The organism is Pandoraea pulmonicola (assembly GCF_000815105.2).
Lineage (GTDB): Bacteria > Pseudomonadota > Gammaproteobacteria > Burkholderiales > Burkholderiaceae > Pandoraea > Pandoraea pulmonicola.
Map to the genome: position 1 here is coordinate 4800586 of NZ_CP010310.2, position 23093 is coordinate 4823678.

Consider the following 23093-nt stretch of genomic DNA (forward strand, 5'->3'; position numbering starts at 1 on the left):
GTTCGTCGGCGCGGCAATCGCGGAAGACCGTCACTTGCTATCTGCTCTGAGGAAGCCGCTTTAGCGCCGCAGGCGCGGGAATGGCCTTCCACGCCATCAGGTCCTTTTCCACTTGCGGGCCGTTGGCACTCAACCACTCGCTCATGGCGGGTCCAGCCGGTTTTCCGTAGACCCGATGCGAATACACCACGACGACGCCCGTGCCGTCGAGCAACAGGAAACGGGCGAACGCGACTTCCAGGAATGTCTGTGCGCCCAGCACCGCAACGACGAGATGCTCCGCCGGACTGTCGGCGGTTCGCGCCTTCGAATCGGTACGCAGGATCTTGCCACTGCGCTGGTAGTTGCTCAGCACCTTGTTTGCCACCTCGGCCAGTTGCTCGCCGGTCGAGACCCCGTCGTGGACGTTGACGGTGACCATGTCGGTCCACGAGGCCAGATCGGTCTGCCCCTTCGGCGTGAATTCGTTCTGACCGTCTTTCGACCATCGATGCTCGTACTCGACGCCACGGAATGCCACGGCCGCCGCGGGCGCCGCAGACGCTTGCGATGACGCCGGGGCGCTCGACGCCCATGGCGACAGGACTGCACAAGCCAAAGCCAGAACTGCGCGACCGACGGCGCGATGGGACGCCATGTCTTCCTCCTGACGACTCGTATGTAGATGACCCGGCGCACCCTCCGGGCGAAATGTGCAACGGTGTGCAAATTCCGCCCGGCGTTTCCGAGGAACGCGACGGTCCGGAAGCGTTTGATGATGGCACACAATATGCGGCGGTGTGGAACGCGTGGCGAAGTCTCTTCGCCGAGCGCCTCTCTATCCGGTCTCACTGCCCGCCAGTGACGCCCCCTTTCGGAGGAATCCACCATGCAGACACACCCATCGCAACAATCGCGTTCACCGTCAGGACAGTTCCTGCGCGACGTGATGACTCGCGATCCGGCATTCGTCCGCCGCGAGGACACGATTCAACACGCCGCGAAACTGATGGCGGATCTGAACATCGGTGCGTTGCCGGTATGTGCGGACGGCCACCTGGAAGGCATGATCACCGACCGCGACATTTCGGTCCGGTGCGTGGCTTCCGGCAAGCGCGCCAATTCCAAGGTCGGCGACGCCATGTCGGACGGCGCGCAATGGTGCCGTGAGGACGACACCGTCGAGGACGCCTGCGACACCATGTGCCGCGAGCAGATCCGCCGCATGCCGGTCGTCGACGACAACAAGAAGTTGGTCGGCATGGTATCGATGGGCGATATCGCGACCAAGGTCGCCGACGAAGCCACGTGCGGCAGGATAGTCGCCGAAGTGTCAGTCCCGTCAGCGCCGAACCGCTGACGTGAGGATGGATCGTCATGTCCGCCAAAGCCGGTGAAAAAGCCGAGAAAACGGGAGACTTCCGCTGCGCGCACTGCCATCGCACAACACACGTGACGAAGGGGCACACGATTCCCCGCTGCCCCCATTGCGGCCACGCGGCGTTCGATACGCGACGCAACGAACCATGACGCTGCCCGGGCCGTCCGCGTACGCGCCGTTGCCCTGCCCGCGGCAACAGCGCTCCATTGCGTAAGCCGCAGCCGACACCGGTGGCTCGGGCATGCCGCCAACCGGACGCGCTCAGGCGTATTGAGCCAGTCCGTTGCCGAGCGACCAGTTCTCCTTTCTGACCTCGATGAGGTTGATGAGCACGTCCTCCGGCCGCACCCCGGGATTTTCGCCGAGCAGTTCCACGGTTCGTCTGAACAGGGCCTTCTTCTGCTCGAAGGTGCGGGTGTCGGACGCTGAAATCTGAATGAAGATAACGTCCTCACTACGCGCGATACCGAAATAGGACGCGCCGTAGCGGAAGTTTGCGGCGTCGTGTTCCGTGATGGTCATGAACTGGTCGTCCTCGGGGACACTGAACGTTTCGCGCAGCGCGCGATAGAGGCTGTCGAAGATCCCTTGACGGTAGGCTTCCGTCTTGCCGGTACGCAACGAGATGTGGGCCAAAGGCATGTGAACTCCCTTTCGTTGAAAGAGGTTTCACATTAGGGGGCCTCTGTTATATTCACAACATATGATTGGGAATATCAGTAATAACAAATAAAAATGACAGTGCGCCCGCTCGACCTCGATGCCGTTCAAGCGTTTGTCCGTATCGCGGACCTGGGCAGCTTCACGCGTGCGGCGGAAGCCATGCAAACGACGCAGGCAGCCGTCAGCCTGAAGCTTCAACGGCTCGAACAGAGACTGGGCTGCCGGCTCGTGGAGCGGACTCCCAGGTACGTCGAGCTCTCCGCGCAAGGCATTGCCTTCCTCGACCATGCCCGGGATCTCCTGGCGGTACACGATCGCGCGCTGGCAGGACTCACTGGCGTCCGACAGCGTCTCGTTGTCGGCATCAGCGACCATGTTGCCGGGCCCGAGCTCCCCGCGCTGATTGCGCGCATGAACGCGCAGGACCCGCAACTGCTGATAGAAATTCGAATTGGCTCATCGGGCGACCTGCTTCAGAGTTTCGACCGGCGAGAACTCGATTCGGTGATCGTTCGTTTGCATGTCGGCCGCAGCGACGGTGAAATTCTTGCCGAAGAGAAATTCGGTTGGTTCGCCGCGCCGGGTTGGCAGTATCGTGCGGGCGAGCCGCTGCCGATTGCCACCCTCGCCGAACCCTGCGGCGTCCGGGCGATGGCGAGCCAGCTTCTGGATGCGGCGGGAATTCCCTGGACAGAAGTTTTCGTGGGCGGTGGCGTCGCCGCCGTCTCGGCGGCGGTTGTGGCCGGACTCGGCGTCGCCGCCTTGGCGCCCCGCATGCTGCCGTTGGGCGCCATCGACATAAGCGCCAAGCTGGGGCTTCCCGATTTGCCGCGCTTGCCGGTCCTGCTTCACTCGAGGGTGAGAGGCGGGCGTCCCGCCGAGGCGCTTGCAGCACTTTCCGCTGCCTTCAGAGCAGCCGTGCGAGGCTGAGCCGCCTTCCACTCCTCCTCGCACGAGCCCCCCTCTGCATTCACCGGCTGGCGCACGGTTCGCGCCTCATCCACGATTCAACTGTCGGTTGAAACGGTAAAACGAACGACGTATCTCGACGTCTCGATCTTTCCCACAAATTGATGCGCAGTGGCGATGTATTTCCCTGGAGCCTTGATGGTTCCATTGACCTCCCATTCACGCGTTTTTTCATCGACGAAGCACAATGGCAGAATCAACCGGTGTGCCTGGTTCGCCGTCGTTACCGTCACGCGGATGGAAGAGTCGGGTTCCCCCACCCCGGAGAAACGAATACTACCGGCCGGTACCACGCCATACGCGCTGGGGTGAACGATGCGCACGTCGGAGAACTTAGGCTGAATAGGGGTTACCGTGTTGCTGTTCAGACTGGTTGCCCATACGGTATGGTTTCGTTGATCCACCGCTACCCCGTCCGCCAGAAAACCTATTCTCACCCAACCATCCACCTTGGGATCCGGGGCGTTCAAGTTGACGGCTAAAACCGTCCCGTCCTTATGAACATCCCCTAAATTCAATACATATAAAATCTGAAGCTTCTCATCAACAGCCAGCGCTGTAATATCAAGCATGTTTGTACTGATCGCGCGCACGTGGGCTGTGTTATCAAGGGTATTTATGATGGTAATCGTGCCGTCAGCGGTTGATATGTATAAATAGTGATTGGTTTTATCCAGCACCATCGTCCAAGGCCCAATACCTACGTCGATCTCCTTCCCCATAGCCTGGTTATTCGCGTTTATAGGGATGACATACCCCCTCTCCTCCTGAGCTCCAAATAGCGCGTATATCGTGTCATTGGATTCATCAAACAAAACATCCTGAATTTGCGATGGGACTCGTATAGGCGAATAAGGTAGAGGTTTACCGGTTTTCAAGTCTATGCAATATATAACCTCCAAAAAATAGTCGGGCACATACAAAATATCTTTTTTTCATCCAAGGTAATACTGGTCGTTGCCGGATAAGCATCCCCCCCCTCCAAGCTCAACGGCGCACCTGGCTTGTTTGTTCGTGTATCGACAGGAGTGACATAAGCACTAAAACTCAAAGCATAAAGTATATGACTCCGCTTATTAAGAATAATCGCTTCCGGGGAATGTTGAAGGTTAATCAAATCTCCCGGTTGCTGACTTCTTGTATCAATTGTCGTTATGGTTGTGCTACCCGAGTTGGCAACGTAGACAGTGAAATTTTCTTCATCCACCATCACTCCCCAGGGCTTGCTTCCAGTTGCAATGGGTGACGCTGGAATCAGGATGATATTCTCTAACGGCGAGATTGCTGGCTTGGCGGAATCAGACATATATTCTCCATTTTCAATCTTATGAAAAAACAATTGATGAAGCTCTGGGGTCGCCGGGCGCAGTCAAGGACGGTGTGAAGGAGAATTTCCCGGACGGACCGTCGAAACACGGTCGCGGGCGTCATGGTGGGCGCCAACCGTATAAGGAATGGGCAGTGCTCTGGGATCATTGGCGTGACGGCTGCCTCCGCCTGAGCCTGGGGCAGGAATGTATGCCCAACCTTGATCGCATAACACCATACGATCCGGCCACAGCCAACTATCAGAGCTAATAGTACGCAGACCGAGATGTCAGGATTCCTTGCCCTTCCCGGCAAGGTCTTCGCGTGACGGCGGTGGAAGCGGAGTGTGCCAATCCATGTATCTGCTTGGCGTCTATTCGTAGTAAATATGCCGGTGGTAAATTCCATATCTTCGGACTTTCTCGAATGTGCTTGTCATGATTCTCACCGGACCGGAAGTCGCCCATTCACTGGAACTTGTCGAGGCGCAGCATTTGGCGCAACAGGTGGCAACGTTCCGCAGCGTCACGAAGCGAAAGGACGTTTGCGCATTGAACGTCTGCGGCGGGATCGCCGCATTGACAGACAGTGCCTTTGGACGAAAGCTGAATCACGTGACGGGACTCGGCATGGGTGCCGCCGTAAGCCATGAGGCGATCGCGCGACTCGAAGCGGAATACGGCGCACGAGGCCTCGATGTCGAAATCGATGTATGCCCTCATGCGGTCCCCTCGACGCTTGCCGTTTTATCGGAGCGCGGATATGTGACCAACGCGTTCAGCAATACTTATGTCCGGGAGCTGGCAGACGATGACGTCGAAGTTTCGCCCCCAACCGGAATTGAAATCGTGAGCGGCGGATCCGTCTCGGAGAGCACGTTTGTGTCGCATTCCGTGGCTGCATTCGAAGCGCAAGCCAAGCCTCGACCGCGAGCGTTGCTCGAGGCGCTCGCCGTCATCGCAGCAGCACGCACGGATACGACGTGCTTTGCCGCAACACTCGACGGACACATCGCAGGGACTGCGGGTATGAGCGTGATGGCGAGTCCAATGGGAAAGATCGCGCATCTCCACATTGCGAGCACGCACGCTGCCTATCGTGGTCGAGGCATTCAATTTGTGCTGATTCGTGCGAGGTTGTCAGCAGCTCGGGAGGCGGGATGCACCTTGGCAAGCATCACCGCACGGGCGCAAAACGTCAGCGCCCGGAACACGGAGCGGGCGGGATTCAGACTCGCCTACACAAAGGCAACGCTGATGAAACCCTTGCTCAAACCGACCGACGCGAAGTGAAGGGCGGCTGATGGAGCGTCTATGCCGCGCGGATCCGGTATCCGCCTTCGTCCCGAAGGCAACTGCAAGACTGCCAACTGGTACCGCCCCGCCGCAGTCCTTCCACAACATTTTCCATACACGCCGCACTCCCCCGAAAACGTTCAGAACTCCACTGGGTCGACAGAGAAACAGTTTCGACAACACTCATCGCCGCATTTGCACAATGGCAAAAGAGCGATTTGTACAAATGCGGATGGCGCAGTCTCTGTGACAATAAAAATATACGCGGTGCACTATCGACGGTTACGGCACGCCGCGAACGAAAGAGCTCCCGTGAGAAAAATCCATGTATTCCATTTCCGGCGCTGGAGCGCTGTGCGCGCGACCTCCCGTGACGATCTCAACGTCAACGCCACCGAACTCACTTCGCGCCGACGTGTGCGAAGTACGCCAGGCTGATGGATGGTCTCGTAGGTCGTGGAGCTTGAGCCAACTCCTGCCTCCCCTCAACACACCGACAGTCGCTGGACGGGATTCGGGGTTGGCGGGCCAGTGGCCGCTTTCTCAGCAACCGCATGCCCGTGCCGACACGTTGGTCGACATACCGACGAGCCCGATTCAACGACCGCCGCCCTCCGCAACAGCGCGAATAGTCGAGGGGGTGCTGACATACATGGACGCCGCATCGGCACAGCAGGCCGGTGCCGGAGCGGAAAAGCGTTCGGCACCACAGGATGCAAGCAGTGGAGGGGAGGCTATTTTCATGCCGCCCCCGGCCAAAATCCTTCGACAAAAGACTGGCGCGTCGAACAGAAAAGTGAAGATCACCGCCGCCATGTTGCAAACATGGAAAGCCCTGGGTCAAGCGAGGATCAAGGCCGCGGGTGGGCTCGACGGTGTGGCCCGACGGGACAACGTCCGGGCTGCGGCAATGAGAAATTACCTTCGTGCCGATGGCCACCTGACCCTGCGCGGCGAAGTCCGGCTCCGCAAGGCTGGCACGAGGCCAATGTGAGCCGCGGCCCGACAGAGGTTGGCCGGAAAAACGGAAGCCAAACGCCCGCTTCTTGGCGTTCTTTGCAGGGATGCCAGACAAGCACGGCGCAAGCCAAAGACATCAAGCGTGCGAAGAAGTTGACCGACGAGCTGGAGGACGGAGAAATGAAACTGAGTGAATTGAAAGCGTTTGACGCCGCAGAGGTGCTCAAGGACGACGAGACAATTCGACATTATCTGTCGTTCGCGTTTGAAGGCGGAGACTCGCGTGAAATTCAGCAAGCCCTGAGCACGGTCGTCCGTGCGCGGGGAATGAGCGCGTTAGCCCGAGAATCGAGAGTCGGGCGTCGCTCGTGAGGCACTCTACCGCGCTCTCTCTGACAAAGGTAGTCCTGAATTCACCACTATCGTGAAGTTGTTAGCGCCCTTGGCCTACACCTCACGCTAACGACGCACTCCGACGCCTCGCTGGAGAAACCCGCTTTTCGTATTCACGGAACGCATCCGCAAGCGTGTGCCTTTACCGGGCGCGATCTCGCCGACATTAATGGGTGTTCGGTGCGCATGGCCCAAACGCTTCCCTCTTGAGAGGTGGGTGGTGCCGGGAACCGGAATCCGACACTCACAATAATCACCCCCATGTGAACTTCAGGTGCACAAATGGCGCACATTGAACTCGGAAGCCCTACGCGGCAGCACTACTAAACCGACCTATCCGTTCAAAGGGGGCAAGCCGGCTAAGCTGGCCATTTTCTGCAAGTGCAGAAAGCGACGTTGTGCGAACCTACGCCACGGTCCGAATTTCCCTCATACGAAACCATGATGCAAACGTTCAGCGTCGGAGCAAATCGCCCCGGCCATCAAATGATGACGTCGACGGAGCTTCCGCAGAATGCACGCGCGGTTGCCGCGTTAGGTGTTAATTTGCGATCTGTGGGTAGGGCCCCTGGGCCATCCGGCATGCCATGGAGCCAGGATTGCGAGCCAGTACGTTATGAAGCCTCGGCCCCGGCTCGACAGGCGCTTCAGGCCATGCAGAGAATATGCAGCACCTCGTCGAATTCGGTCCAGCAACCGTCGTCGCCCGCCTCCCTACAAACCAGCCGACAGGCACCGCAGGGCGCAGAGATGCTCGATATGTCATCGATTTGGGATCTACAAACACGGAGCCCCGAGCTAGATGAGCTTGTACAAATAGTGCTGGAATTGGAGCGCGATTATCCGCCCACCTCGGACCACCCCCCACCCCGCCCCGAAAACCCGGAGAGCATTCGGCACTCGATTGCGGGCACGTATCAGCCCGGTATGCCGTCGACGTGGGGTCTACAAGCACAGAACCCCGAGCCAAATGAGTTCGCACAAATGACGCAGGGGCCGGAGCGCGATTGCCAGCCCACGTCGGACCAACCCCCACCCCACCCCCCAGAGATCCTTCGGCTCGCGCTTCAGGGCATGTATAAGCCGGGTATGCTGCCGAACTCTGGCCACCGATCATCTGCTCTCACAACACCGGAAACCTCGAAAAGCGAAGCGAAAAAGCGTTCGGCGCCACAGGGCGCGAGTAGTGTAACGGATGGTACTTCGATGCCGCCGCCGGCCAAAATCGCTCGGGAATCGCGAAATGCCGTGATCGTGAAGGAGATACACGCCCAGATAGACGCCCAGAAAAAGGCCCACGGCGAACACGGCGGCAAAAAATGGTTCGAGAACGAGGGCAGGTGCCCAGGTCTCGCCAAGAAGTACGATATCAAGGTTGACATCTTGAGGAGCTGCTTTAATAGACGCGGCGAACTGAGAGCGCCTGGCGAAGCCATGGTCAACGGGGCCAGCAAAAACGAGATCACTATCGACATACTGCTACGGTGCGACCTCCTACGCGAGGAGAAAATGTGGCCGAAGGGTGGGCTCAAAGCTGTGGCCGATATGTTCAATGTCAGGTCCGACGGACTGGGAAACTATTTCTTGAACGGCGGTACACGGACGGTCCCTCGCGGCGAAGCACGGCTCAAACACGTCAGAAGCGTGATACCGGTCGGGCCGGAAGAAGTTCAATGGCTCGCGCAGCTAAAAAGTCATTCACAAGTCGGCTAGCGAGAGCAGTCTGTGTACACGCTCACAAATATCTCGCCGGGCGTACGTGTGCCATGCACAGCGATCCGCCCGGCGGAGCGTCAGGATTCGGGATAACGAGGTCGATTTTCTTTCCGGTCCTCGCGTCGTGCACCTTAGTGCGTACCGCCGCAAACGATGCCCGGTCGGGAAGCGACACCTCGGAATGCCCGACGTCGGAACGGGCCAGCGTGATCGCTGGCAATGGCTTGCCGCTCGCACTCTTGCCAGTTCCGCGAGGGGTCACAATGAGCTTTCCGGCCTTCACCGTAGCCGTCGCACCGTACACGCGCCAACCGCGTGACGAAATGCAAATCGCTTTCGCCAAACCGATCGACCCGAGGCACGATGGCGTCGACGCTGCACGCTGAGCTTGCGCACTCGCTCGGTTCCGACAACCGATTGCGCTGCGGCTTTCCGCAGCGCAATCGCCTGCGTTATGCAAGCGTCGAAATTCCTCTTGCAACTTGACGGTACGATGCAAGCCAGTCGATCGGTTGCGTCGTGCGCAAAGCCGAGGGGAAACACGCTTCTCATACTCGCGGAACGCGTCCGCAAGCGTGTGCTTTGTGCCGGGCGCAATTTTGCCGACGTTGATGTCGTGTTCGGTGTGCGTGGCCCATGCGACCGCATCGGCCTGTTCCGATGCAAGCCCTACGCGGCGGCACTACTAAACCGACCTATCCGTTCAAAGGGGGCAAGCTGGCTAAGCTGGCCATTTTCTGCAAGTGCAGAAAGCGACGTTGTGCGAACCTACGCCACGATCCGAATTTCCCTCATACGAAACCATGATGCAAACGTTCAGCGTCGGAGCAAACCTCAGCCATCAAATGATGACGTCGACGCAGCTTCCGCAGAATGCACACGTGGGTGCCGCGTTAGGTGTTAATTTGCGATCTGTGGGTAGGGCCGCCGGGCCATCCGGCATGCCATGGAGCGAGGACTGGGAGCCAGTACGTTATGAAGCCTCGGCCCCGACTCGACAGGCGCTTCAGGACATGCAGAGAATATGCAGCACGTCGTCGAATTCGGTCCAGCTACCGTCGCCCCCCGCCTCCCTACAAACCAGCCGACAGGCACCGCAGGGCGCAGAGATGCTCGATATGTCATCGATTTGGGGTCTACAAACACGGAGCCCCAAGCCAGAGGAGCTCGCACCAATAATTCAGGAATTGGACCCCGATTACCAGCCCACGTCGAACCAATCCCCACCCCGCCCCGAAAACCCGGAGAGCATTCGGCACGCCATTGAGGGCACGTATGAGCTCGGTATGCCGTCGAGGTGGGGTCTACAAACACGGAGCCCCGAGCCAGGTGAGCTCGCACAAATAATTCAGGAATTGGACCCCGATTACCAGCCCACGCCGGACCAACCCCCACCCCGCCCCGAAAACCCGGAGAGCATTCGGCGCCCGATTGAGGGCACGTATGAGCCGAGTATGCTGCCGAACTCTGGCCACCGACCATCTGCTCTCACAACACCGGAAACCTCGAAAAGCGAAGCGCAAAAGCGTTCGGCACCACAGGACGCAAGCAGTGTAACGGATGGTATTTCGATGTCGCCGCCAGCCAAAATCGCTTGTAAATTGCCAACTGACGAGATCGTGAAGGAGATACACGCCCAGATGGAAGCCCAGAAAAAGGCCCACGGCGAACACGGCGGCAAAAAATGGTTCAAGGAACAGGGCGGGCGCGAAGGTCTCACCAAGAAGTACGGTATCAACGTTAAAGCCTTGGATAACTACTTTTGTGAGGACGGCACCCTGAGAGCGGAGGGCGACGACGTAGTCAACGGGGCCAGCAAAAATCCGGTCACTAACAAAATACTGCAACAGTGCGAGCAACTACGCTCAGAGGGAAAATGGCCGAAGGATGGGGTCCCAGCTGTGGCCAAGAAGTTCAATGTCAAGTACACCACACTGAAAAACTATTACACGGCCAACGGTACCCCGAAGAGGCCTCCCCACAAAAGTCGGCGCCAACGGATCGAACAGAAGATACTGGAAACTTCGCAAAGCGAAGCGCAAAAGCGTTCGGCGCCACAGGACGCAAGCAGTGTAACGGATGGTACTTCGATGCCGCCGCCGGCCAAAATCGCTTGTAAATTGCCAACTGACGAGATCGTGAAGGAGATACACGCCCAGATGGAAGCCCAGAAAAAGGCCCACGGCGAACACGGCGGCAAAAAATGGTTCAAGGAACAGGGCGGGCGCAAAGGTCTCGCCAAGAAGTACGGTATCGACGAGGAAATCTTGAAGAACTACTTTCGTGCAAACGGCGACCTGAGAGCGGATGGCCACGATGTAGTCTACGGGGACAGCAAAGAGAAGCTCACTGACGAAAAAATGCTAGAGTGCGCGCAACTAGGCTCAGCGGGAAAGTGGCCGAAGGGTGGGCTCAAAGAGGTGGCCGAGAAGATATTGAATGTCAAGCATCGCGCACTGAGACACTTTTTCAAGGCCAACGGTACCCCGACGACCCCTCGCGGCGAAGCACGGCTCAAATGGATCGAGGAGGGGATATCGGTCGGGCTGCGAAAAATTCAAGGGCTCGCGCAGCGAAAAAGTCATTCACAAGTCGACTAGTGAGAACTCGTGGCTAACACAATGCATAATTACCTTATGCAGATGGCAGCTGGAAACGTCGCGTTGGGACACCGCTACGCAAGACACGCCCCTTCGCGCGAGAGCAGTCTGTGTACACGCTCACAAGTATCTCGCCGGGCGTACGTGTGCCGTGCACAGCGATCCGCCCGGCGGAGCGTCAGGATTCGGGATAACGAGGTCGATTTTCTTTCCGGTCCTCGCGTCGTGCACCTTAGTGCATACCGCCGCAAACGATGCCCGGTCGGGAAGCGACACCTCGGAATGCCCGACGTCGGAACGGGCCAGCGTGATCGCTGGCAATGGCTTGCCGCTCGCACTCTTGCCAGCTCCGCGAAGGGTCACGATGAGCTTTCCGGCCTTCGCCGTCGCACCGTACATGCGCGCCAACCGCGTGACGAAATGCAAGTCGCTTTCGCCAAACCGATCGACCCGAGGCACGACGGCGTCGACGCTGCACGCTGCGCTTGCGCACTCGCTCGGTTCCGACAATCGCTTGCGCTGCGGCTTTCCGCAGCGAAATCGCCTGCGTTATGCAAGCGTCGAAATTCCTCTTGCAACTTGACGGTACGATGCAAGCCAGCCGATCGGCTGCGTCGTGCGCAAAGCCGACGGGAAGCACGCTTCTCATACTCGCGGAACGCGTCCGCAAGCGTGTGCTTTGTGCCGGGCGTAATCTTGCCGACGTTGATGTCGTGTTCGGTGCACGTGGCCCATGCGACCGCATCGGCCTGACTGGCGAATCTCTTCGAGACGCTGCCCCCGTAGAGGCGCACTTGCGCCTGCCCCCCATCCCGTTTGATGTATGCCGCCATTTTTTCCCGGTGCAAATTCCGGTGCAAATCCGGTGCGCTGAGTAGCAAAAACAGCTATTTCTGGCTACGTTATGGCACCGCGTCGGGAAGGGAAGATCGCACGCAAACCCTTGAAATAATAGGGTTTGCAGTGCTTGGCTTGAGTAGGCTTAAAGCCCTGGTGGTACCGGGGACCGGACTTGAACCGGCAAGCCCGAAGGCGGCGGATTTTAAGTCCGCTATGTTTACCAATTTCATCACCCCGGCAAGGGCACGCATTTTAACATCCCCCACCGGGATACGTCAGTTGGGTATGATGGAGGTATGCACATCCCGTGCGCGTCAATGGAGATCGATCCCATGCTGGAGAATCTCGACCGCATCGCCCTGTCGCTCGACGCCATCGAAGCCGCCGCGCACGATGTCGCCCAGCAATCCCCCCAGAACGCGCAGGCCCTCTACGTCGCGCTCATGGAAATCCGTAACGCCATCGCGCTCGTCGCCCAGGAAGTCGTGCGCCTCGAACACGAATTTCGTGGCTCGGTCGGCAACGGACAATCGTGACGCAACCCGCCACACCCAGTCCAACTGACGAAAGCGCCACCCTCGCCAAATGCGCCCCGAGTTCGCTCCTCGCCTATCTCGTGGGCGGATGGGTCGATCGCCACGAGCAATCGCCATGGGTGCGTGCGGTGCGCGCCGGCCTGGCCCCCATCACGGTCGGCCTGCTGGCCGCGAGTAGTGCCGTGCTTGCACGCGAGGTAGACATCAACGCTGCTCGGGGGCTCGTCACGCTCGCTGCCGTCTTCATCGCGCTGCGCACCCGCTGGAACCCGCTCTGGCTCATCGCCGGTGGCAGCCTCCTGGGGCTCACCGGCTGGCTGCTGTAAGCCTCGCCCGATCGGCACGCCCACCTCGCGTCGGCAGGCGTAAACCACCTTTCCGGCAGCCCGCAAGCCTGGTTACGAACCGTCACACGCCAGCCAGGCAACGGGTCTACAATAGGCAGCACGTTTCACAACACGGTGTGTCCCCATGACCCTCCCCTGTTGTACGTCGCAAGCCGAGGCGCCCTCCGGCACCTCTCTCAGTGGCTCACCCGCACGCGTTACACGCGACGGTCCCGCCAACGGCGCATCCCTCGGGGCGCCCTTTGGTTCGTCCGCAGGTTCGCCCGTTGGCGCTCCTGTTAGTGAGCCTTTGGGCGCCCCCTTCGCCGCACCTCCCGGCGAAGCGCGCCGCGCCCAGACGCTGCCCGAACGCTACAATGTCGTGCGAGCTGCATCGACCGCCTTCGCACGCGGCCTGTCGGACGCCGACGCCACCGTGCAGTCGATGCCCGACGCCAGCCCCATCAAGTGGCATCTCGCGCACACCACGTGGTTTTTCGAGACGTTTCTGCTGACCGAATGGAGCGCGCGCTCGGGCAAGCGCTACCGTCCCTACGATCCGCGTTTCGCCTATCTCTTCAATTCGTACTACGAAGCGGCCGGCCCGCGCCACCCACGTCCGCAGCGCGGTTTGCTCACCCGTCCCACGCTCGACGAGGTGTTGCAATACCGCAGCCACGTCGACGCCGCCATGCACGAAACACTGCTGCACGCCGATCTGCCGCGCGATGTCGTCGATCTCATCACGCTCGGCCTCAATCACGAGGAACAGCACCAGGAATTGATGCACACCGACTTGCTGCATCTCTTCGCGCAGAATCCGCTGCGTCCCGCACATCGCTCCCCTTCCGTCCCCATGCACGACGCGGGCCTCTTGCAATGGATCGCCCATGACGGCGGTCAACATCGCATCGGGTATTCCGGCGAGGCCTTCGCGTTCGATTGCGAGACACCTGCACATGACATCCTGCTGCGCCCGTTCGCGATCGCATCACGCGTGGTGACGAACGGCGAATGGCGCTCGTTCATCGAGGACGGCGGCTACCGCATGGCAGGCCTCTGGCTTTCCGACGGTTGGGCAACGGTGCAGCGCGAAGGTTGGGGACATCCCCTCTACTGGGAACTGCACGACGACGAATGGCAGTCGATGACGCTCGCGGGCATGCGACCGGTAGACGACAACGCCCCCGTGCAGCACGTGAGCTATTTCGAGGCCGACGCCTTTGCACGCTGGGCAGGCAAACGTCTGCCGACGGAACAGGAATGGGAGGTGGCAGCCACGGCGGCCATGGCTGCCATGAACACCGCGAACGGCTCGGCGTCGTCATCGAACCCACCGATGCGGCAGTGCTTCGGCCCGGTATGGCAATGGACGGCCAGTCCGTACGTCGCCTACCCGGGATTCCGGACCGCAGCGGGGGCCGTCGGCGAATACAACGGTAAATTCATGTGCGGCCAGTTCGTGCTGCGCGGCGGCTCGCTCGCCACGCCACCCGGCCATGCACGCACCACATATCGCAACTTCTTCTACCCGCATCAGCGCTGGCAATTCTGCGGCCTGAGGCTCGCGGAGGACCGCTGATGTCGCAAGCCACCCAAGCCACGGCGTTCGTTTGTCCGTCACTGCCCGCGAACGCCTTCGCCACCGATGTGCTCGCCGGGCTCGGTCATACGCCCAAGTCGCTGCCGAGCGTCTGGCTCTACGACCGGCGCGGCAGCGAACTCTTCGAAACCATCACCGGCCTGGACGAGTACTACCAGACCCGCACCGAAACCGCGTTGCTCGCCCAGTGCGCCGCGGCCATCGCCGACGTCGTCGGACCGGACGCCGTCGTCGTCGAGTTCGGCAGCGGCTCGAGCCGTAAGACACCGCTGCTGCTCGACGCGCTCATCACGCCCCGCGCCTACGTGCCGGTGGACATCGCGGACGATTTTCTCGACGACGCCGTCGCCGCCCTGGCCCGCCGCTGCCCCGGCATTCCGATACTGCCCGTGCGCGCCGACTTCACCCGACCGTTCCATCTGCCGCCCCAGTTGCAGGACACCGCGGGTGCTCAAACGCCAGGCCAGGGGCCCCGTCTGGGCTTCTTTCCCGGATCGACGATCGGCAACTTCGCCCCGGGACAGGCGGCCGCCTTCCTTGCCCACGTGGCCAAGATGCTCGGCCCGCGGCGCCGGATGGTCGTGGGTGTCGACGCCTGCAAGGATCCGGCCGTCCTTCTGCCCGCCTACGACGACGCGCGCGGCGTGACCGCCGAATTCGACCTGAACGTGCTCGCCCGCATCAACCGCGAACTCGACGGCGACCTGCCGCTCGACGCCTTCCGCCACGAAGCGCGCTTCAACGCGAACGCAAGCCGCATCGAGATGCATCTCGTGGCACAGCGTCCGTTCCAGGCCACGGTGCTTGGCCGCCGCTTCGACTTCGCGGCCGGCGAGTCCATCCACACGGAGAACTCCTACAAGTACGGTCAGACCGAGTTCCGCGCGCTGGCCCGCTCCGCCGGCTGGGACGTGGAGCGGGTCTGGCTGGACGCCCGCGAGCGCTTCGCCGTGTACCTGCTGCGTCCCGCGGCAACGGCCAACACCCTCTGATGCCGCGCCACGTCGGGGGCGGCGCCGGATGCGGCGTCGCCCACCGGCGTCCACGATGGTGCATTGACGAAAAATAACGACAGGATCGCTAAAGTTCTGCGCCGATATGCCGTTAAGCAGGCAGGCCCATGCCGTGCGGCTTGCGGGAAAACTCATGTGACTTCCGCAAGGAGACGGCCGGGACGCGGTGACTCGCTGGCAATGCATACGCCAGAATCGTCGCCAATAGTGCCAGATGAGGCCACGCATGCTGGGACGCTGCGCGGTACATCGGAGGCCGTCTTCACAGCGCGCGGCAACGACCGCAGCGCACCGATTACACGTATCGCTGCACATGACTTCACGCGCAATGGGGATGCACGTGGCACGGGCTTCGGCGACTGCGCCTCCCGCCCGCTGCACTCAGGCGGACGCCCGACGGGCCGACGCAGGCTCGCGCATGCGCGGGCCCCGCGCCATCGTTGCAGTGGCCGGGAGTCCGTTACGATGAGCCGTATTGCCCTCACCCTGTCCGACGCCGCCCTCGCCGATCTCAAGAAGGATTTCGACGCCTTCGTGCGCATCTCCGCCGCCGTCGATCGTCACTTCACGCCCCCGCCCTTCGACGACTTCCTGCGCGCCCGCCTGCTCGACAGCACCGTCCCGCTGACCGAGGCCGCCGTCGCGCAATTACTCGCGGGCGGCCACTACGCGTGGGCGAAGCGCACCTTCGACAAGCAGTTCCCGGACGTCGTCTCGATCATCCTCAACCAGGCACGCCAGCACGGTTTCTATTTCGTCTCCCGCCCCGAATGGACGCGCGAAGACATGTCCCGTCAGGCCAGCCGCTGGGCCGAAGGCATCGTGCGCGAAGCGAAGGGAGAGGAGCGCATCGTGGAATCGCTCGCGGGACAGATCGTGAGCTCCGTGCAGGATTTGCGCACGCTCGAAGCCACGCTGCAGACGCCCGCGTGGCGCACGGCCTCGGTGCTGCGCGAGCGCGTATTCGACGCCAAGCGCGCCGTGGAAACCGCCCGCGCGCTGCTCGCGCGGGAAAGACTCGGCGAGTTGCGCGCACTGCTCGACCTCGCCGTGATCTATGGCTCGGTCGGTAGTCAGGAAGCCGAACAGATTCTCGACTACCTGCGCGTGCTGCGTCCGGAACTGTTCAACGACGACCCGAGCGTGCTCGAACGCCTGGCCGCCTGGCTGCGCCGCCTGCTCACACCGGCGCGCCCCCGTGCCGAGCTGCCGCCGGCGCCATCGTCATCGGCCGCGCCCGACATCCAGCGTCAGCCCGCCGACCCGTTGCAATCGCCGCTCACGCGATAAGTCACGCACCCCGCGCCGCACCGGCTCACCGATTGAAGATCAGCGCCACGCCGGCACTGGCGATCAGCGCCCCCCACCAGGCGCCGGCCACCGGACGCTGACGCGTACGAATCCACAGCAGCGGCAGCACCATGACGGGCGTGGTCGCCGACAGCGTCGCGATGACGCCCGTGTTGCCGTGGCCCATGCCGTAGAGCAGCAGCGTCATGCCAAGCGCCACGCCGACGAAGCCTGACACCGCCGTCAGCGCCAGCGTACTCGGCGTGAACGCCGAGAAAATGGCGCGCCCGCGACGCGCCGCGATGATCGTCAGTCCGAGCGCCGACACGCCCACGCGCACCGCCGACGCGCCCACCGGATCGACGCCCGCCGCCATGACGGGCTTGGCGATCAATGTGCCGATCGAATGACACAACGCCGCCGTCAGGCCGATGGCGACGCCCATGCGTACATCGCCGCGCACCGACTCCCAGTGATGCGCATCCTCACGGCGACCGCCGAACGCGATCGCCATCGCGACACCCGCCGTCACCAGCGCCACGCCCGCCACGGCTTGCCAGCCCAGCGCCTCGCCGAGCCAGAAGTAGCCGAGCATGGCCGTCATCGGCGCATTCGTCGCAAAGACGATGGAATTGCGTCGGGGTCCGAGCCGGCCGAGCGACGTGTAGAGAATCGTGTCGCCCACCAGAATGCCGATCAGCCCTGACGCCGTGAGTCGCAGCCACTGCTCCAGCGTGAGCGACGGCCAGCCGCGCAGCACCGCGAGCGCCACGAGGAGCATCGCGAAGACCAGCAGCATGCGGGCATAGTTGAACGGGAAGGAGCCGGCCTGACGCACAGGCGTGATGGCGATCATGCCGCTGCAGGCCCAGCAGAGGGCGGCACCGAGCGCGGCGAGGTAGGCGAGATGGGTTGTCATGGTCGGGGGACAGACGGCGCGAAGCCGCAACCGCCCCCGCCGTTGGGACGCCATTATACGAGTCCCATCCCCCGTTCGGGGGCATGCCCGGGCGCTTGGCTCGGATATCGCTCAGTTACTCACATATCGTCGTCGAGCCGATGCAGCGCTTCGAACATCTCCCGATAGGCGGCCGCAACGCCACGGGCGCCGCGCAACATGCGCAGCCGCGTCGCCGCGTCCGGCACGCCCGCTTCTTCGAGCCACTGCGCGAGCAACGGCGCTCCGCCGCATACGCTCGCGTCGTGCCGTGCATGCGCGCACACCGCGGCGAAGCCGTCGGCGGCCGACGGATAGCGCTGCGCGAGCGCATCGAACTGGGCTTCGATTTCGCTCGCGGCGCGCAACGTCGCCGGCGCCTGGCAGAGCGAATGACATCCCACGTAGGTCGGCATGTCGCCGGCCGCGTCGATGATGAAGTCGACCAACGCGTGCGTGGCGTCGAACGCACCGCTGTCGAGGAACGTGCGTGCCGCGGGACCGCAGCGCAGCAAACCGGCGGCGAGCATGGTTGCCTGCCCGCGTTGCTCGCGATACTGACGCAACAGCAACGGCCGCAGCGCGGCATCGGTGCATCGCTCGACCGCGATCCGGTTGTGGACGTCCGCGCCCGCCGCGCGATGGTACAACTGCGCCAGAAACGCCAGCACCTGGATGTCGCTCGACTCCCCGACAAGGAACCGCGCCCAGAACGGCGCGGCGAAAATGCCCCGCACCCACGCATCGCAGATTCGCTCGAAGGCCGGGACCACATCGGGATGCGTGGCAGGCAGCAGATGCACCAGTTCCTCGTCCACGAGCGCCGCCAGCCATGTCCCCGACGCCGGCGCTTCGGCAAGCAGCACGCCATGTTGCATCCGCTCGAGCCACGGCACGACCTCGGCGGGCGCGCCGTGCAGCGTGCACGAGACCTCGAACGACGACACGGTGACGGCCTTCGCCTCGCATGCCCACTGCGCGTGCGGCGACGTCATCGCCCAGACGGCGCTACCCGGCGGGTGGGCGGCCTGTGTGGCGCAAGATCCTTCCGGCATGGCAGACGCCGCGCTCATCGAACGATCGCGCCGAGCAACGTCACGTCTTCTCGGGCGATGCGGCGAACGACCTCCACACGTAGTTCGCCATTGGCGGCCGCCGCATCCAGGCCCGGCGGCGTCGCCACGGCGCCGGTACGCTGGCCGGCGCGCGTCCTGCCCCCATTCGCAGTGCCCGCGCCATCGGACTTCACCGCGCGATCCGCCCGTGACTCGCTCGCGGAAGACGACGACGTGCGCGCCCGTGATGCCGGCGGCGACGCCAGCACGACGGGCAGGAATGGGAACGGCATGGAGGAAGGGCGAGTAGGCATGGCGGCTCCTGACGAATGCAGCGTTTGCGACGAGGCAAAGTGACGCAGGCAGCGGTGCCCTGAAAGGCAGTCGATCGCTACAGGCGCCTCGTCGGCGCGACGGGCAAAACGTCTACCTTAGAAAGCCTGCGGCGCTTGCGGAAGGCTTTGGGACTCTAGGATTATTCACAACGACGCGGAGAAAGGAATCTCGCCACGGATCGGCAGAGGGCGTGGCGACGGGGCAAACGCGCCTCATCACATCGCTTGGCGACGGATTTCGGCGCCATTCGCCACCATTCGCAGCCATGCAACTTTAAGACACTTCCCAAACGGCTGACACTGAAAGCGCCAGGAACGCGCTCCGATTTACGCAGCGACGTGCCGAATCGCTACGCCACGCTTTCTGTCACGACGATCATCCCGTCGCGGTATCGCAGGCGTAACGCCCGACACGCCGCGAGTACAATCGATTGCGCACCATACGCCGCCACACGAGGAGTATCAGTCATGCACCTTTACCAGCGTTTGCCGATCTTTGTCTTCGAGATCGAAGCCTGCGAGAACCTGAAGTTCATCACGATGGCGATTCGCTTCAATCTGGATCGAAACGGCCGGCACCTGTCGCTGGCGGACTGGCAGCTCCTGCCGCAGGAGGCGCGCGAGACGCTCGCATCGTGCGTGCCGGGCGACGACGACTTCGCCGCGCGCCTCGACGAGATCGCCCAGGCCCATCTGGGCAAGGCGGTCGAGCGCAGCGTCGACCCCGCGTCCACCGCGTGGCAGGACACGAATGCCCTGCCCCCGGGCCTGCTCAGGCAATGCGAGATGGCCGACCTGCTGCCGCCCGACATGGGCGATTGGGCCACGCTCACGCCGTTCCGGCGCTACGTGCTCGCGAAGCTCTCGCGCCGCGATACGCTCAATCACTGCTTCGTGCCGGCCATGCTCGAATTCGGGCTCGCGCAAACGCAGGCCGAACTCTGAGCCGTACCCGCCACGCCGAACCGCGCGCCTGCCTCAAGTCACCGGTGCAGGGTTGAACAGCGTAAGCGCGTTGTGCAGACCCCAACGCTCGGCCCAGGTCTTTTCGCCGCTCGCCACGGCGAGCATCAGATGGAAGAGCTGCCAGCCGACGTCCTCGATGGTGGCCTCGCCCGTGGCGATGCGTCCCGCATCGACGTCCATCAGATCGTGCCAGCGGCGCGCAAGATCCGAGCGCGTCGCCACCTTGATCACCGGCACTTCGGCCAGTCCGTACGGCGTGCCGCGTCCGGTCGTGAAGACGTGCAGGTTGATGCCGGCCGCCAGTTGCAGCGTGCCGCAGATGAAGTCGCTGGCGGGCGTCGCGGCGTAGATCAGCCCACGCTGGCGCGTACGATCGAGCTTGTCGCCGGGCGAGACCACGCCATGGATCGGCCCCGAACCCGACTTCACGATCGACCCCATCGCTTTCTCGACGATGTTCGACAGACCGCCGCGCTTGTTGCCCGGCGTCGTGTTCGCGCTGCGGTCCACGCGACCGCGTTCGAGATAGGCGTCGTACCACGCCATCTCGCGAATCATCGCCTGGGCCACTTCCGGCGTTGCCGCGCGCGAGGTCAGTTGATCGATGCCGTCGCGCACCTCGGTGACCTCGGAGAACATGACCGTCGCGCCCGTGCGCACGAGCAGATCCGTGGCGAAGCCCACGGCAGGGTTGGCCGTCACGCCGGAGAACGCATCGCTGCCGCCGCACTGCACGCCGACCACGAGCTCCGACGCCGGCACCGTCTCGCGACGGCGCGCGTTGAGCCGCTCGAGATGCACGCGCGCGGTCGCGAGTATCGAGTCGATCATCGACAGGAAACCGACGTGCGCTTCGTCCTGCAGGCACACGGTGTCGGGCTTGCCTTGCGCGTCCGCGCTGCCGATGGGAATGCTGCCCGCGGGCAGCAGCCGCTCCGGCTGCAGCTTCTCGCAGCCCAGACTCACCACCATCACTTCGCCGCCGAAGTTCGGATTCGTTGCGATGTTGCGCAGCGTGCGGATCGGCACCACGGCGTCCGGCGCATCGATGGCCACGCCGCAACCGTAGGTGTGCTCGAGCGCCACGACGTCGTCGACATTCGGATACTGCGGCAGCAACGTCTCCTTGATCCGCTTGACGGCGAACTCGACCACGCCCGCCACACATTGCACGGTGGTCGTGATCGCGAGAATGTTGCGCGTGCCGACCGAACCGTCGGCATTGCGATAGCCCTCGAACGTAAAGCCCTCGAGCGGCGGCAGTGCGGCGGGCACCTTGTTGGCGATGGGCAGACGGTCGAGCGACGGCGCCTCGGGCATCGCCAGATTCCGCTCGTTGACCCAACTGCCGGCGTGCAGCGCGCGGGCCGCGTAGCCGATCACCACGCCGTAGCGAATCACCGGCGCGCCCTGCGCCAGATCGGTCAGCGCGACCTTGTGGCCCTGCGGCACCGTGTCGACGAGCGTCAGCCCGTCCGCGAAGCGGCTGCCTGCGGGCAGACCGCCATCGTTCACGACGATGGCGACGTTGTCCCCTGGCTGCATCCGAATGTAGCGTGGCGTGTCCGGCCTCGTGACAACGGCCCCGGCCACCGCATCCTTACCGTTCGGACCACCTGAATCGCCCTTCGGCGTCGTTGCTGCCATGTTGCTCGCTCCTCTGCACTTTTCTCGACGATAAACGAACGATGTCGCCCGTGCCGTCACGGGCGATCCGTCGCAATTCAGCGGGCGTCGTTGATATTCGCTCAACCACCCATCACTTATGCGTCATCATACATCTAGATTCGTTCCGATGCGCGGCCTCACAGGGTTTCCGCCGCCTCGGCAAAACTCCCGGTTTGTGACTTTCCCCGGCTCTTGCGGGTTTATCCCACTGCCATTCGATCCGCTGACCCCTTGTCCGCTCGAATGACATGTTATACGATGACATATAACTAAGCGCCGAGCGCTGGTTGAGCGCCTTCTTCAATCATCGAATCCGGCCCCGCGGGCCGACAGGAACTCTGGAAATGACCGCACCTCAAGAACTCAAGCAGATCGTCTCCGACGGCTTGTTGTCTTTCCCCGTGACAGACTTTCATGCCAATGGCGACTTCAACGCGCGCAGCTATGCGGCACGTCTGGAATGGCTGGCACCGTTCGGCGCGACGGCGCTCTTCGCGGCGGGCGGCACGGGCGAATTCTTCTCGCTCACGCCGCAGGACTACAGCGCCGTGATCAAGACGGCGGTCGACACGTGTGCGGGCAAGGTGCCCATTCTGGCGGGCGCGGGCGGGCCGACGCGCCTGGCCATCGAATACGCGCAGGAAGCCGAGCGTCTGGGCGCCAAGGGCATTCTGCTGATGCCTCACTACCTGACGGAAGCGAGTCTCGACGGCATTGCCGCGCACGTCGAACAGGTGTGCCGTTCGGTGAATATCGGCGTGATCGTCTACAACCGCGCCAATTCGAAGCTCGGCGCGGACGAACTGGAGCGCCTCGCGGAGAAATGCCCGAACCTGATCGGCTTCAAGGACGGCGTGGGCGACATCGAGCGCATGGTGCAGATCCGTCGCCGCATGGGCGATCGCTTCTCGTATCTGGGCGGCCTGCCGACGGCCGAAGTCTATGCCGCGGCGTATCGCGCGCTGGGCGTGCCGGTCTACTCGTCGGCCGTCTTCAACTTCATCCCGAAGACGGCGATGAAGTTCTACCGCGCCGTGTGCGAGAACGATCAGGACACGATGGGCCATCTGCTCGATACGTTCTTCCTGCCCTATCTCGAGATCCGCAATCGCCGCGCGGGCTACGCCGTGAGCATCGTGAAGGCAGGCGCGAAGCTCGTCGGGCACGACGCCGGTCCGGTGCGCGCGCCGCTGACCGATCTGCTGCCGGCCGAGCTCGAAGCGCTCGACGCGCTCATCAAGAAGGTCGAAGGCTAAGGGG

General features: G+C 62.4%; 23 protein-coding genes, 1 tRNA gene and 3 pseudogenes. 16 read left to right on the top strand and 11 right to left on the bottom strand.

What is annotated here, in order from left to right:
• Positions 1–37 precede the first annotated feature (37 nt).
• A complete protein-coding gene (locus tag RO07_RS20530) occupies positions 38–637 on the bottom strand; it encodes a hypothetical protein (protein ID WP_039405340.1) in 600 nt (199 codons plus the stop codon).
• 231 nt (positions 638–868) lie between these two features.
• On the opposite strand from RO07_RS20530, the gene RO07_RS20535 reads away from it, so the two are divergent.
• Both RO07_RS20535 and RO07_RS20540 read left to right on the top strand, forming a co-directional pair.
• On the top strand, positions 869–1339 hold the full coding sequence (locus tag RO07_RS20535; RefSeq protein WP_052266756.1) for a CBS domain-containing protein: 471 nt from the start codon (positions 869–871) through the stop codon (positions 1337–1339).
• Positions 1340–1356: 17 nt separating this feature from the next.
• Entirely contained in the window at positions 1357–1509 is a 153-nt protein-coding gene (locus tag RO07_RS20540; RefSeq protein ID WP_072637116.1) for a zinc ribbon-containing protein, read from the top strand.
• Between the two features lie 112 nt (positions 1510–1621).
• Here the strand turns inward: RO07_RS20540 and RO07_RS20545 are convergent, their stop codons facing one another.
• The gene (locus tag RO07_RS20545) at positions 1622–2002 is read right to left on the bottom strand and encodes a tautomerase family protein (protein WP_039405345.1); all 381 of its coding nucleotides are present in this window, start codon (positions 2000–2002) and stop codon (positions 1622–1624) included.
• Positions 2003–2095: 93 nt separating this feature from the next.
• On the opposite strand from RO07_RS20545, the gene RO07_RS20550 reads away from it, so the two are divergent.
• On the top strand, positions 2096–2953 hold the full coding sequence (locus RO07_RS20550) for a LysR family transcriptional regulator (protein ID WP_039405348.1): 858 nt from the start codon (positions 2096–2098) through the stop codon (positions 2951–2953).
• Between the two features lie 77 nt (positions 2954–3030).
• Here the strand turns inward: RO07_RS20550 and RO07_RS20555 are convergent, their stop codons facing one another.
• Positions 3031–3714, bottom strand: a complete 684-nt coding sequence (locus tag RO07_RS20555) for a YncE family protein (RefSeq protein ID WP_147284605.1) — start codon at positions 3712–3714, stop codon at positions 3031–3033.
• 158 nt (positions 3715–3872) lie between these two features.
• Positions 3873–4298, bottom strand: coding sequence for a YncE family protein (locus tag RO07_RS26165; protein ID WP_147284604.1), 426 nt, complete (start codon positions 4296–4298; stop codon positions 3873–3875).
• A gap of 439 nt (positions 4299–4737) precedes the next feature.
• Here RO07_RS26165 and RO07_RS20560 point away from each other — a divergent pair, with 439 nt between their 5' ends.
• The 5 genes and pseudogenes from RO07_RS20560 to RO07_RS20575 all read left to right on the top strand — a co-directional run bounded on the left by RO07_RS20560 (position 4738) and on the right by RO07_RS20575 (position 8661).
• Entirely contained in the window at positions 4738–5592 is an 855-nt protein-coding gene (locus tag RO07_RS20560; RefSeq protein WP_039405355.1) for a GNAT family N-acetyltransferase, read from the top strand.
• A gap of 655 nt (positions 5593–6247) precedes the next feature.
• Positions 6248–6589 (top strand): hypothetical protein, encoded by a 342-nt coding sequence (locus RO07_RS20565; RefSeq protein WP_039405358.1) that lies wholly within the window; start codon positions 6248–6250, stop codon positions 6587–6589.
• Positions 6586–6927 carry an addiction module antidote protein gene (locus RO07_RS26955; RefSeq protein ID WP_174556328.1) on the top strand — a complete coding sequence of 114 codons (342 nt, stop codon included), beginning with the start codon at positions 6586–6588 and terminating at the stop codon, positions 6925–6927. Before RO07_RS20565 ends, RO07_RS26955 begins: the two co-directional genes overlap by 4 nt.
• A gap of 22 nt (positions 6928–6949) precedes the next feature.
• A pseudogene (locus tag RO07_RS26960) lies at positions 6950–7018 on the top strand (hypothetical protein); the annotation flags it as partial.
• Between the two features lie 1136 nt (positions 7019–8154).
• The gene (locus tag RO07_RS20575) at positions 8155–8661 is read left to right on the top strand and encodes a hypothetical protein (protein WP_218919077.1); all 507 of its coding nucleotides are present in this window, start codon (positions 8155–8157) and stop codon (positions 8659–8661) included.
• 61 nt (positions 8662–8722) lie between these two features.
• Here the strand turns inward: RO07_RS20575 and RO07_RS26645 are convergent.
• Positions 8723–9053: pseudogene (locus RO07_RS26645) on the bottom strand (late control protein); the annotation flags it as partial.
• A 1065-nt stretch (positions 9054–10118) separates the two neighbouring features.
• Between RO07_RS26645 and RO07_RS20585 the strand changes: the two are divergent.
• On the top strand, positions 10119–11264 hold the full coding sequence (locus tag RO07_RS20585; RefSeq protein ID WP_147284603.1) for a hypothetical protein: 1146 nt from the start codon (positions 10119–10121) through the stop codon (positions 11262–11264).
• Positions 11265–11423: 159 nt separating this feature from the next.
• Here RO07_RS20585 and RO07_RS26650 read toward each other — a convergent pair.
• Positions 11424–11750 (bottom strand): annotated as a pseudogene (locus RO07_RS26650) (late control protein); the annotation flags it as partial.
• Between the two features lie 508 nt (positions 11751–12258).
• Positions 12259–12343, bottom strand: a tRNA-Leu gene (locus RO07_RS20600).
• Positions 12344–12436: 93 nt separating this feature from the next.
• Between RO07_RS20600 and RO07_RS20605 the strand changes: the two genes are divergently transcribed.
• From RO07_RS20605 to RO07_RS20625, 5 genes are all read left to right on the top strand, one after another.
• Entirely contained in the window at positions 12437–12640 is a 204-nt protein-coding gene (locus RO07_RS20605; protein ID WP_147284602.1) for a hypothetical protein, read from the top strand.
• A complete protein-coding gene (locus RO07_RS20610; RefSeq protein ID WP_052266758.1) occupies positions 12637–12966 on the top strand; it encodes a chromate transporter in 330 nt (109 codons plus the stop codon). The genes RO07_RS20605 and RO07_RS20610 overlap by 4 nt, the downstream gene beginning before the upstream one ends.
• 310 nt (positions 12967–13276) lie before the next feature.
• Complete coding sequence (gene egtB, locus RO07_RS20615; RefSeq protein WP_084072730.1) at positions 13277–14548, top strand: ergothioneine biosynthesis protein EgtB; 1272 nt, start codon at positions 13277–13279, stop codon at positions 14546–14548.
• Positions 14548–15561, top strand: coding sequence for an L-histidine N(alpha)-methyltransferase (gene egtD / locus RO07_RS20620; protein WP_039405372.1), 1014 nt, complete (start codon positions 14548–14550; stop codon positions 15559–15561). The genes egtB and egtD overlap by 1 nt, the downstream gene beginning before the upstream one ends.
• Positions 15562–16047: 486 nt before the next feature.
• The gene (locus tag RO07_RS20625; RefSeq protein WP_039405374.1) at positions 16048–16872 is read left to right on the top strand and encodes a DUF4088 family protein; all 825 of its coding nucleotides are present in this window, start codon (positions 16048–16050) and stop codon (positions 16870–16872) included.
• Positions 16873–16897: 25 nt separating this feature from the next.
• On the opposite strand, the gene RO07_RS20630 is transcribed toward RO07_RS20625, so the two are convergent.
• The 3 genes from RO07_RS20630 to RO07_RS20640 all read right to left on the bottom strand — a co-directional run bounded on the left by RO07_RS20630 (position 16898) and on the right by RO07_RS20640 (position 19178).
• Positions 16898–17791: a DMT family transporter gene (locus RO07_RS20630; RefSeq protein WP_039405376.1), complete on the bottom strand. Its 894-nt coding sequence runs from the start codon at positions 17789–17791 to the stop codon at positions 16898–16900.
• Between the two features lie 119 nt (positions 17792–17910).
• Positions 17911–18864 carry a hypothetical protein gene (locus tag RO07_RS20635; protein WP_147284601.1) on the bottom strand — a complete coding sequence of 318 codons (954 nt, stop codon included), beginning with the start codon at positions 18862–18864 and terminating at the stop codon, positions 17911–17913.
• 14 nt (positions 18865–18878) lie between these two features.
• Positions 18879–19178 (bottom strand): hypothetical protein, encoded by a 300-nt coding sequence (locus RO07_RS20640; protein WP_147284600.1) that lies wholly within the window; start codon positions 19176–19178, stop codon positions 18879–18881.
• Positions 19179–19667: 489 nt separating this feature from the next.
• Here RO07_RS20640 and RO07_RS20645 point away from each other — a divergent pair, with 489 nt between their 5' ends.
• Positions 19668–20144, top strand: a complete 477-nt coding sequence (locus RO07_RS20645) for a nitrate reductase associated protein (RefSeq protein ID WP_039405382.1) — start codon at positions 19668–19670, stop codon at positions 20142–20144.
• A 33-nt stretch (positions 20145–20177) separates the two neighbouring features.
• On the opposite strand, the gene garD is transcribed toward RO07_RS20645, so the two are convergent.
• Positions 20178–21710 (bottom strand): galactarate dehydratase, encoded by a 1533-nt coding sequence (gene garD, locus RO07_RS20650; protein WP_052267435.1) that lies wholly within the window; start codon positions 21708–21710, stop codon positions 20178–20180.
• Positions 21711–22177: 467 nt separating this feature from the next.
• Between garD and kdgD the strand changes: the two genes are divergently transcribed.
• Positions 22178–23089 carry a 5-dehydro-4-deoxyglucarate dehydratase gene (gene kdgD, locus RO07_RS20655; protein ID WP_039405384.1) on the top strand — a complete coding sequence of 304 codons (912 nt, stop codon included), beginning with the start codon at positions 22178–22180 and terminating at the stop codon, positions 23087–23089.
• Positions 23090–23093: the final 4 nt, after the last annotated feature.